The sequence below is a fragment of the Stenotrophomonas sp. 05L44_2 genome (assembly GCF_056665995.1).
In genome coordinates this window covers 1-10,104 of record NZ_JBFTNR010000054.1, presented here as the reverse complement: position 1 = coordinate 10,104, position 10,104 = coordinate 1, and the positions used below count along the sequence as shown (strand labels likewise).

9 protein-coding genes and 1 rRNA gene are annotated in these 10,104 nt (G+C 66.1%); 3 read left to right on the top strand and 7 right to left on the bottom strand.

Annotated elements, in window-relative coordinates; translation table 11 throughout:
- The 4 genes from AC1VAN_RS03320 to AC1VAN_RS03305 all read right to left on the bottom strand — a co-directional run.
- The coding region (locus tag AC1VAN_RS03320) for a nucleotidyl transferase family protein (protein ID WP_480985263.1) at positions 1-530 on the bottom strand (530 nt) is incomplete at its 3' end.
- A complete protein-coding gene (gene pnuC, locus AC1VAN_RS03315) occupies positions 517-1,125 on the bottom strand; it encodes a nicotinamide riboside transporter PnuC (RefSeq protein ID WP_480985262.1) in 609 nt (202 codons plus the stop codon). The genes AC1VAN_RS03320 and pnuC, both read right to left, overlap by 14 nt.
- Before the next feature lie 71 nt (positions 1,126-1,196).
- A complete protein-coding gene (locus AC1VAN_RS03310; RefSeq protein WP_051501537.1) occupies positions 1,197-1,637 on the bottom strand; it encodes a hypothetical protein in 441 nt (146 codons plus the stop codon).
- Between the two features lie 109 nt (positions 1,638-1,746).
- Entirely contained in the window at positions 1,747-3,174 is a 1,428-nt protein-coding gene (locus AC1VAN_RS03305) for an outer membrane protein transport protein (protein ID WP_480985261.1), read from the bottom strand.
- A gap of 226 nt (positions 3,175-3,400) precedes the next feature.
- Here AC1VAN_RS03305 and AC1VAN_RS03300 point away from each other — a divergent pair, with 226 nt between their 5' ends.
- Positions 3,401-4,093, top strand: coding sequence for a rhomboid family intramembrane serine protease (locus AC1VAN_RS03300; RefSeq protein ID WP_025878304.1), 693 nt, complete (start codon positions 3,401-3,403; stop codon positions 4,091-4,093).
- 86 nt (positions 4,094-4,179) lie between these two features.
- Here the strand turns inward: AC1VAN_RS03300 and AC1VAN_RS03295 are convergent, their stop codons facing one another.
- Both AC1VAN_RS03295 and AC1VAN_RS03290 read right to left on the bottom strand, forming a co-directional pair.
- Positions 4,180-5,685, bottom strand: a complete 1,506-nt coding sequence (locus AC1VAN_RS03295; protein WP_282279292.1) for a S41 family peptidase — start codon at positions 5,683-5,685, stop codon at positions 4,180-4,182.
- A 107-nt stretch (positions 5,686-5,792) separates the two neighbouring features.
- Positions 5,793-7,022, bottom strand: coding sequence for a murein hydrolase activator EnvC family protein (locus AC1VAN_RS03290; RefSeq protein WP_480985264.1), 1,230 nt, complete (start codon positions 7,020-7,022; stop codon positions 5,793-5,795).
- Between the two features lie 169 nt (positions 7,023-7,191).
- On the opposite strand from AC1VAN_RS03290, the gene AC1VAN_RS03285 reads away from it, so the two are divergent.
- Both AC1VAN_RS03285 and AC1VAN_RS03280 read left to right on the top strand, forming a co-directional pair.
- Positions 7,192-7,854: a DUF4097 family beta strand repeat-containing protein gene (locus AC1VAN_RS03285; RefSeq protein WP_032975637.1), complete on the top strand. Its 663-nt coding sequence runs from the start codon at positions 7,192-7,194 to the stop codon at positions 7,852-7,854.
- A 78-nt stretch (positions 7,855-7,932) separates the two neighbouring features.
- Complete coding sequence (locus tag AC1VAN_RS03280) at positions 7,933-9,648, top strand: M28 family metallopeptidase (protein WP_480985260.1); 1,716 nt, start codon at positions 7,933-7,935, stop codon at positions 9,646-9,648.
- A gap of 215 nt (positions 9,649-9,863) precedes the next feature.
- Here the strand turns inward: AC1VAN_RS03280 and rrf are convergent.
- Positions 9,864-9,978, bottom strand: a 5S ribosomal RNA gene (rrf, locus tag AC1VAN_RS03275).
- Between the last annotated feature and the right edge of the window lie 126 nt (positions 9,979-10,104).

Sequence of the window (10,104 nt, the reverse complement as noted above, 5' to 3'; positions counted from 1 at the left end):
GCATAGACCGACCGGCTCAGGCCCTGTCGATGCGCATGCGGATCGGCGCGCAGTTCGGTACCACTGGCCTGACCGATGTCGGTCGAACGCTCCAGCCGATGGTGCTGCACCGGCGCATTGAAATGCTGCGCCAGGGCTGCAGCGAAACCATCGCCGTAGTCTTCACCGGTGAAAACAGCCTGCACCGGTCCGCCAAACAACGCCACGCACAGCCATGCGGTGAACGCGCGTTGCACCTGCTCACTGTCCTTGTCCTGCGGCAGCGCACGTACGGGAACACCCTGTTGCCTGYACAACGCCGCCAGCCGCGCATCATCCAGCACCGCCACCGTCGCCTGCGGAAAGCGCGCGCGCAGCCAGCGCTCGCGGCGCTCTGCGCTGTAGCCGGCAAAGCCCGGCTGCGACCAGCCGATCACCAGCAGCTGGATGCAGCGGGCAGAAGCAAATTCGATCAGGCGCTCGTGGCCGAGGTGCAGCGGGCAGAACTTGCCGACCACCAACCCGCGCGGTACCCGCTCAGGCAATGCCATCGGCCGCCCTGCCCGTATCCGCTTCGGCGCGCATCAGGTGCCGCCAGTGACGCAGCGCCACCAGCGCGTTGATCCAGAAACCGACATACAGGATCGAGGTCAGGTGCAGCCCGCGGCTGTAGTAAAGCGGCACCGCGATGGTGTTGACCAGCAGCCACACCCACCACGATTCCAGCTTGCGCCGCATCATCAGGATCTGTGCGATCACGCYCAGCACCAGCACCGCCGAGTCGATGTAGGGCGCATACGCGTTGGTCAGCCGGGTCAGCATCCAGCCGTAGCCGAAGGTCGCCAGCACCGCCAACGGCAGCAGCCAGCTCCACGCGCGTGCTGGCAAGCGGGTGATGGGCAACGGCGCGCCATGGTCACCACGCAGCCACTGCCACCAGCCGAACACGCTGATGACCACGAAGAAGAACTGCAGGACCATGTCCGCGTACAGGTGGGAGCGCTCGAACACCGCAGCGAACAACGCGCAGCCGACGATGCCCAGCCACCACGTATGCACGTTGTTGCGGCCGGCCAGCAGGATCGAGCCGGCAACGGCGATGTTGGCAGCCAGCTCCAGCTGGAAATTCGGGTCGGACAGGTTCATCGCGCTATTGTCGCGTAGATCCACGCCCCGCGGGATTGAGCCAGTAGATCCACGCCATGCGTGGATGGAAATCAAGCGCGCACGCGCACCAGCAGCCGGGGCTCTGCGCTACCCCAGCGGCCCAGTTGATGGTGCGGCGCCATCACAGGCGCGAGCCAATCCGGTGCTTCGATATCCCAGGTCACGCCATCGAACGGATGCGGCCAAGGCGTACCCTGCGGATTCGGCGAATGCAGGAACAGCGCGCTCTGGCCGCTATCCGGCGCCAACACCACCCAGCACTGGGTGTCCTGCCGCCTGCAGGCCACCGCGCGCTCGAGTAGCCGCAGCAACGCGGCGGCAACGGCGGTGCGATCACTGCCATGGCGATTGCCACGCCCCTTCCAGTCCAAGTGGGTGTGCCAGTAGTCGAACCATTCCGATGCGAGCGCATCCTGCAGCGCCACGGTGGCCCTCGCCTCTTCGGCGGCCCAGTAGCGGGTCATCTTCTTCAGGTATCGGCGATCGGCCATCAGGCCATTGTCGCGTAGATCCACGCCATGCGTGGATGCAGATCCCCGGAAAAAAGAAAGCCCCGCTTGCGCGGGGCCTCCTTCGTACTGCTTCAGGCAATCGCCGGAATCAGAACTTGTACTGCATCGACGCAGCCAGCACGTCGCCGGTGACCTTGTACTTGCCGACAACGTTGTTGGCGGTAGCGGAGGTCGAGTTGATGTTCGGATCCTTGGTGAACAGGTGGGTGTAGCCCACGCTGTATTCCATCTTCTCCGACGGCGCCCRGGTCAGGCCCAGCGACAGCCACTTGCGGGTGGTATCCGGCACGCGGACGTCACGGTGGGCGTCGGTGGTCGGGGTCTGGTCATAGGCCAGACCGCCACGCAGGGTCAGCTGCTCGTTCAGACGGTACTCGGTACCGATCGAAGCGAAGGTGGTGTCGCGGTAGTGGAACGGCAGCACGCTGTCGGGCTGGTTGGAGTCGTAGTCGACGCGCACTTCGTCGAACTTGCTCCATGCGGTGCGCGACACGTCGGCCATGATCTTCCACTGGTCGTTCACGCGGTGCGTGAAGCTGACGGTGGCGCTGGCCGGCAGGGTGATGGTCGCCCGGCCGTTGCTGTCAACGAAGGTGCCCGGGGCAGCCTGCGCCAGGAACGCGGCAGCAGCCGGGGTCATGGTGAAGTCGGCCTTGCCGTCGGTGATCTTGTGTTCGACTTCCGAGCGGTAGCTGAAGGCGATGTTGGTGCCTTCCACCGGGCTGACGGTCATGCCCAGGGTGTAGCCGACGGACACTTCGTCGCCCTTGATGCGCAGGTAACCATCAGCGGTACCCGGCGAGAAGCCGAGCTGTGCGGCCTGGCGGCCAGCGGCCTGGGCAGCGGCCTGGGCCTGTGCCGGGGTGCGGCCAGCGGCCAGTGCAGCGGCGGCAGCGCGCTGCTGGGCGCTGGCGTTGATGGCGGTACCGCCGTCGACGGCGCTGGTCAAGTCGACATTCAGGCGCTCGGCGAACACCGACGCACCGAACGACAGGTACGGGTTGACGTCGTAGGAGAAGGCCGCACCCAGGTCGATGGCCTGCAGTTCGGTCTTGACGCCGTTGTAGCGGCCGACCCAGTCACGGTCGTATTCGGTCTTGAAGCCGAACGGCACGGTCAGCGACACGCCGAAGTGCATGTTGTCCTTCTCGCCGAACGGCACGTGGAAGTACGCGGCCGGAACCGGAGCGATCATGCCGGCGTCGCCGCCGTTGCCGCCGGAAATCGGAGCGCCGTTGGCATAGCGGCCTTCGCCGCGGAACTTGGCGCCGAAGCTGATGGCGCTGACGTCACCCTGGATCTGGGTGCCTTCCAGCAGGCGCATCGAGGCCGGGTTGGTGGCGACCACCGAGGCATCGCCTTCGGCAGAGGTGGAACCAGCGAAGGCGCGGCCCAAGCCCTTGGCGCTGTTTTCCTTCAGCTGGAAGGCGGCGGCATTGGCGTCGGCGGCGGCCAGCGCACCGGCAACGCCGACGGCCAGCAGGGTCAGGCGGGCAATGGTAGAAGCAGTTTGCATCGTAGTTCTCTCTCCGGTAAGCGGTGATGGTGCTCTAAGTGCGCCTGCGCCCGACAGGCCGGATGGCCTTTCGAAGCGCGCCGGATTCCCCTCCCGACATACGACGCCGTATGCGAGTATTACCCAGAGCCGTTAATGAAACAATAACAGCGCTGGCGCATTCTTCGTCGCAAAAGCTGAACAGGCTCCTTCCCCGCCAAAAGCGCCCGCACGCTAGGCTAGTGCCATGTTTGTCTCCCTCCCCTCGCGCAAGAAGGCGACCCTGCGCTGGGCTACACCCGTGCTGTTTGCGGCACTGTGGCTGGCATTCCTGTGGTCGATCTCGCGCCCGGACGATGCCCGCGGAAGCCTGTGGCTGGACTGGGGCGCCCTGTCCACCGGCCTGACCCACCCGCTGGACTGGTGGGCAACGCTGCAGGACGGCAGCGTGCTGCGCCTGTTCACCGCCCTGTTCCTGCACGCCGACTGGTCGCACCTGCTGGGCAACCTGGTGTTCCTGCTGATCTTCGGCCTGCCGGCCGAGCGGGTGCTGGGCCCGTGGCGGTTGCTGCTGCTGTTCCTGGTGGGCGGGGCGATCTCCAACCTGGTCGCGATCTACACCATGGGCAGCCCGGACCAGATCATCATCGGCGCCAGCGGTGCGGTGTCGGCGCTGATCGGTGCCTATCTGGCACTGTTCCCCGGCGCGCGCCTGGGCGTGGTGATCCCGCTGGGGCTGTTCCTGGAGTTCGTGCGCGCCCCGGCCTATCTGCTGATCGGTGTGTGGGCGGCGCTGCAGGTGGTGTTCGCCTACATCGGCCCGACCTTCGGCATGGTCGCCTGGTGGGCGCACATCGGGGGCTTCGTGTTCGGCGTGGTGTACGGCATGTACGTGCGCGCGGCGATCGCGCGACGTCTGCGCAAGCGGCACGGCTTCTAGCGTCCGCTTGCTGCATTCTGCGAAACGCCCGAGCCATGCTCGGGCGGTGTCCGCACATCAGTCGAGCATGGCTCGACGCTACGCAATCAAGGCTTGGCCGGGATCTCTGCAGGCTTGGCTTCGGGCTTGGCTTCGGGCTTGGCTTCGGGCTTGGCTTCGGGCTTGGCTTCGGGCTTGGCTTCCGGCTTTGCTTCAGCCTTGGGCTCCGCCTTCGGTGCAGGCTTGGCGGCGGCCTTTGCTGCCCTGTCCGCTTCGGCCTTCGCAGCTTCTGCCTTCAAGCGCGCCGCAACCGAACCCGGGTTCTTCAGTTCGGCCAGTGCATCGTTGATCGGGCCATCGCCCGGCAACACGGCGCCTGCGTGGTAGCCCTCGGTGCCTTCCTCATCACCGCGCAGGTGGCCCGGCAGCGTCGCTTCACTGTAGTCACTCAAGCTGGCCGGCAATGCCTCGTCTTCCGGACGCGGTGCTGCCTTCAGTTCCACTTCCGGCACGATACCGGTGGCCTGGATCGATTTACCGCTGGGTGTGTAGTAGCGCGCCGTGGTCAGCTTCACCGAATCGCCGTTGTCCAGCGGCAGCACGGTCTGCACCGACCCCTTGCCGAAGGTGCGGCTGCCGATCACGCGCGCGCGCTTGTTGTCGCGCAGTGCGCCGGCCAGCACTTCCGATGCACTGGCCGAACCGGCATCGACCAATACCACCACTGGCGCGCCCTTCAGCAGGTCGCCCGGGGTTGCGTCGAAGCGTGCATCGCTGATGCTGATGCGGCCGCGGGTGCTGACGATGTTGCCCTTGTCGAGCAGATCATCGGCCACCTGCACCGCAGCGGTCAGCAGACCACCCGGATTGCTGCGCAGATCCAGCACCAGCCCCTTGAGGTTGCCACCGGACTGCTTCTGCAGCTGCTGCAGGTGCTTCTGGAAATCAGAGCCGGTGTCGGCCTGGAACGTGCTCAGGCGGATGTAGCCATAGCCCGGTTCCAGCAGGCGGCTGCGCACGCTGGTCACGCGGATCGTCTGCCGGGTCAGGCTGACGTCGAAGGGCTTGGGCTTGCCGTCGCGGACAATGGTCAGCACCACCTTGCTGCCGGCCGGGCCACGCAGCGGTTCGCTGGCATCGATCGCGCTGATCGGCTTGCCATCGATGGCGATGATCAGGTCGCCGGCGAGGATGCCGGCCTTGGCCGCCGGCGTGTCGTCGATCGGCGAGATCACCTTCATGCTGGCGTTGTCCGGCTGCTGCTGCAGCTCCACGCCGATGCCTTCATAGGCGCCATTGGCCTGTTCGTCGAACGCCTCGGCATCCTCCTTGTTGAAGTAGGTGCTGTGCGGATCGAGGTCGAGCAGCAGGCCACGCACAGCCGACTGCATCAGCTTGTTGTCATCGACCGGATCGACGTAGGCCGCGCGCACCGCGTTGTAGACGGCCACGAAGCGCCGGATGTCGTCCAGCGGCACCTTCGAGGTCACCGCCTCCTCGCTGCTGGCCGCCTTCCCGGGAGTTTCCTTCAACGGGACGGGGGCGGTCTGCTGTGCCCAGGACAGGGCCGGCAACAGAGCCAGCAAGAGGGTGGCGGTACGGGCTGCGCGCATGGATCACTCCTGTCGACGATGGCATCGTGCCCAAGGCACATGCACCGATTATGCGCGAAGCGTGGCTAAATTCCCGTTGAATCCGCCCTCCTGCGGCCAGGCGGAATTCAGCGCCGCTGCAGCCAGCTGTCCGGATTGACCGGTTGCCCGCCGCGGCGCAGTTCGAAGTACAGCGCCGTCACGCCCTGGCCACCGGAGTTGCCGACCTTGGCCACTGCATCGCCACGGCTGACCCGCGCACCGGCATCCTTCAGCAGGGTGTCGTTGTGGGCGTACAGGCTCATGTAGCCGTTGCCATGGTCGACGATCAGGATCATGCCGTAGCCAGTCATCCAATCGGAGAACACCACGGTACCGTCGGCCACGGCGGTGACGGTGCTTCCGGCGGGGGCGCCGATCAACACGCCACTGCTGGTACGGCCATCCGGCAGCTTGCCGCCATAGCGGGCCAGCAGATTGCCCGACAGTGGCCAGCCCAGGCCACCCACCTTGGGCGCTGGTGCCGAGGCCACGGCCGGCGGGRTCTTGGTTGCCGGTGCCGGACGGCCTTCGGCCTTGGCCTGGCGTGCGGCCTTTTCGGCAGCGGCCTTCTCCGCAGCGGCCTTGCGGGCGGCGGCACGGCGCTCGGCCTCGGCACGGGCCGCGGCAGCGCGCAGGTTGGCCAGCAAGGTTTCCAGCGCCTTGGCGTCCTGGCCCAGTGCCTGTTCCTTCTCGCGCTTGTCCTTGAAGCGCTCTTCCAGCGAAGCCACGGTCTGCGCACGCTCGCGACGGTCCGATGCGAGCGTGGCGACCTGCTGCTTCTGGTCGCGGTGAGTGCCCTGCAACTGCTGTTGGCGCTGGGCGATCTGTGCCTGCAGCGTCTCCAGTTCCTTGAGGTCGGCCGTCAGCGTGGTGATGCGCTGCGCGCGCTCGCGCTGCAGGTAGCGGTGATAGGCCAGCGCACGGTTGGCATCGGCCACCGTGTCCTGCGAAAGCAGCAGCTTCAACGGCGCGTGGTTGCCAAGCTGGTAGGCCGCGCGCAGCAGTCCGGCCAGTTCGCGATTCTGCTTTTCCAGGTTGGACTGCAGTGCATTGCGCCGCTGTTCGGCCTGGGCCAGCGCCTGGGTCTGCTCGCGCAGCGCCGATTCGGTCTGGGCCAGCGCACGACCACTGCGTGCCACCTTTTCATCGGCCTCGCGCAGCTGCTGCGACGCCTGTCCGCGCTGGCCCTCGATCTGCCGGCGCTCCTGCGCCACGCCCTTCAGTTCGGTGCGCAGCTTCTGCAGCTTGCGTTCGGCCTCGCGGGCCGAAGAGGTCTGCGCCGCACCCGGCAATGGCAGCGCCAGGGCCAGCGCCATTCCCAGCAACAGGCAACGTCCACCGCGCAGGGTGGCGATGTGATGCCGGCGTGAGGGGAAGACGTTGTTGCGCAAGGGCTTTCCAGTGACTTCAGGCAGATGCGGAGACGTGCAGGGAATGGTGACATCTCCGCACGCGGCCTGCCAGCCGCACAACAACGAGGTTCCCATGAAAGCTCTCTCCATTCCGCTGCTGTTGGGCATTGCGCTGGCCAGTGGCCCGGCCTGGGCCCAGGCAGACGTGAGCAAGGTCAACGGCAGCATCAGCGCCGATCCGGGCCAGCGCTACGGCAAGCTGGACACCGTCAATGGTGGCATCCGTGTCGGCGAAGGCGTGGAAACCGGCAGCATCGACACCGTCAACGGCGGCGTCAAGGTCGCCGATCGTGCGCGCACGGGCAGCATCGAGACCGTCAACGGCGGCATCCGCCTGGGTCGCGAAGTGACGGCCCACGGCGATGTCAGCACGGTCAACGGCAGCATCTTCAGCGACCAGGGCAGCCAGATCGAAGGCGGCGTGGAAACCGTCAACGGTGGCATCGGCCTGGTCGGCAGCCGCGTGCGCAAGGACGTGGAGACCGTCAACGGCGACATCACCGTCGGCATCGGCTCACAGGTCGGCGGTGGCGTGCATGTGCGCAAGCCGAACTTCAGCGTCTCGCTGACGGCCAGTCGCAAGCCGCGGGTCATCATCGGGCCGAATGCCGTGGTCAACGGCAGCCTGCTGTTCGAGCGCGAGGTGGTGCTGTACGTCCACCGCAGTGCGCGGATCGGCCCGGTCACCGGCGCCGATCCGATCCCCTTCGATACCGATACCGCCCCGGCCGACTGAGCCTGCGGCTTGGGCGATACTCCCCGCTACCGGTCGCGCGTGCTGCGTGGCCGTCCCTTGTGTTTCCAGGAACCGATGATGCCCCGCAAACTCCTCCTGTGCCTGGCCGCCGCGGCCGCGCTCAGCGCCTGCAAAGGCGAAGACACCCCGGCTCCGGCGCCCAGCGTCGACAACGCCGCCAAGCCGGCCACGCACACCTTCTCAGCGGCGATCAACGCCGCCGACTTCGCCGAGATGGTGAAGACCCTGGCCTCTGACGAGTTCGAGGGCCGTTCGCCCGGCAGCAAGGGCGAAGAACTGACAGTCAACTACATCCGCGACCAGATGCAGCGCATCGGCCTGCAGCCCGGCAACGGCGACAGCTGGTTCCAGGACGTGCCGATGACCGAGACCACGGCCGATGAATCGACCGTGCTCACCCTCACCCAGGGCGGCAAGACCCGCGAACTGAAGTTCGGCACCGACATGGTGGTGGGCACCCGTACCGGCCAGACAGAAGTGAAGGTCGATGCCAGCGACCTCGTCTTCGTCGGCTACGGCGTGGATGCGCCGGAGCAGAAGTGGAACGATTACGCCGGCCAGGACTGGAAGGGCAAGACGGTGGTCATGTTCGTCAACGACCCGGGCTTCCATGTCGATGACGAAAAGCTGTTCGAMGGCAAGCGSATGACSTAYTACGGCCGCTGGACCTACAAGTTCGAGGAAGCTGCGCGCAAGGGAGCTGCTGCCGCGCTGATCGTGCATGACACCGCGGGCGCTTCGTACGGCTGGGACGTGGTGAAGAACTCCTGGGCCGGCCCGCAGTACGACCTGCCGGCCAAGGACGATGCAGAGCCGCGCCTGCCGGTACAGGGCTGGTTGAGCGCCGACGCGGCCAAGGCCCTGTTCGCCGGCGCCGGGCTGGATCTGGACCAGGCCTACAAGGACGCCAGCAAGCCCGGCTTCAAGCCGGTACCGCTGAAGGCAACCGCTTCGGTGGACCTGAAAAGCAAGGTCGCGCAGAAGCAGTCGCGCAACGTGGTGGGCTTGCTGCCTGGCAGCAAGCGTGCCGATGAGGCCGTGCTGTACATGGCGCACTGGGACCACCTCGGCAAGCATGAGGGCGAACAGGGCGACAACATCTACAACGGTGCCGTCGACAACGCGACCGGCGTGGCCGGCATCCTTGAGGTGGCCGAAGCGATGGCCCATCAGGAACCGAAGCCGGAACGTTCGGTGGTGTTCCTGGCRGTGACSCTGGAAGARTCCGGCCTGCTGGGTTCGAAGTACTACGTCGCCCACCCGACCTTCCCGCTGGACAAGATCGCYGGTGTSATCAACATCGATGCGATGTCGGTGGCCGGTCGTGCCAAGGACGTGACGGTGACCGGCTTCGGCAGTTCGGAGCTGGAAGACATCCTCAAGCCGCTGGCTGCAGCCCAGGATCGCACCCTGCACGGCGAGACCTCGGTGCAGAGCGGCTTCTACTTCCGTTCGGATCACTTCAACTTCGCCAAGGCGGGTGTGCCGGCGCTGTACGCCGACGGCGGTGAGGACCTGCGCGACGGCGGTGTCGAGGCTGGCCGCAAGGCGGCCGCCGACTACGGTTCCAACCGTTACCACGGCCCGAAGGACGAGTATGACCCGGCCACCTGGAAGCTGGATGGCACGGTCGAGGACCTGCAGCTGATGTATGGCGTCGGCAAGGAACTGGCCGGCGGCGATCGTTGGCCCAACTGGTACGAAGGCAATCCGTTCAAGGCTGCCCGCGACACGATGATGAAGGCCAAGGCACCGGCCGCTGCGGCGAAGTAAGTCCCCCAGCCGTTGAGTTCCAAAGAAAGCGGCGCCCTTGGGCGCCGCTTTTTTGTGCGTGAGTGCTGGGCGCGGGTAGTGCCGGCCGCTGGCCGGCTGGCACGTGCAGCCGCGTGATGTTCATGAGGTTGCCGGCCAGCGGCCGGCACTACCTTCAGTTTCTCGCGCGCAAAGAAAAACCCCGCTGCGTGAGCAGCGGGGTTTTTGGATGTAAACCCTGGCGATGACCTACTCTCGCATGGCTTAGGCCACACTACCATCGGCGCAGCTACGTTTCACTTCCGAGTTCGGGATGGGATCGGGTGGTTCCATAGCGCTAATTTCACCAGGGAGACGGTTGCAGCAGCGCTTGCAGCGCCAGCTCACGTACTTGCCCTCGGGGCGGAAGGAACTCAAAAAAGCAGAGCCTTCACTTAATAGAAAAAACCCCGCTGCATGAGCAGCGGGGTTTTGGGG

What these genes read in the sequence shown, in the direction of transcription:
- AC1VAN_RS03310 (WP_051501537.1), bottom strand. Translation starts at nt 1,637, where the DNA reads ATGGCCGATCGCCGATACCTGAAGAAGATGACCCGCTACTGGGCCGCC.
- AC1VAN_RS03285 (WP_032975637.1), top strand. Translation starts at nt 7,192, where the DNA reads ATGAAAGCTCTCTCCATTCCGCTGCTGTTGGGCATTGCGCTGGCCAGT.
- AC1VAN_RS03300 (WP_025878304.1), top strand. Translation starts at nt 3,401, where the DNA reads ATGTTTGTCTCCCTCCCCTCGCGCAAGAAGGCGACCCTGCGCTGGGCT.
- AC1VAN_RS03295 (WP_282279292.1), bottom strand. Translation starts at nt 5,685, where the DNA reads ATGCGCGCAGCCCGTACCGCCACCCTCTTGCTGGCTCTGTTGCCGGCC.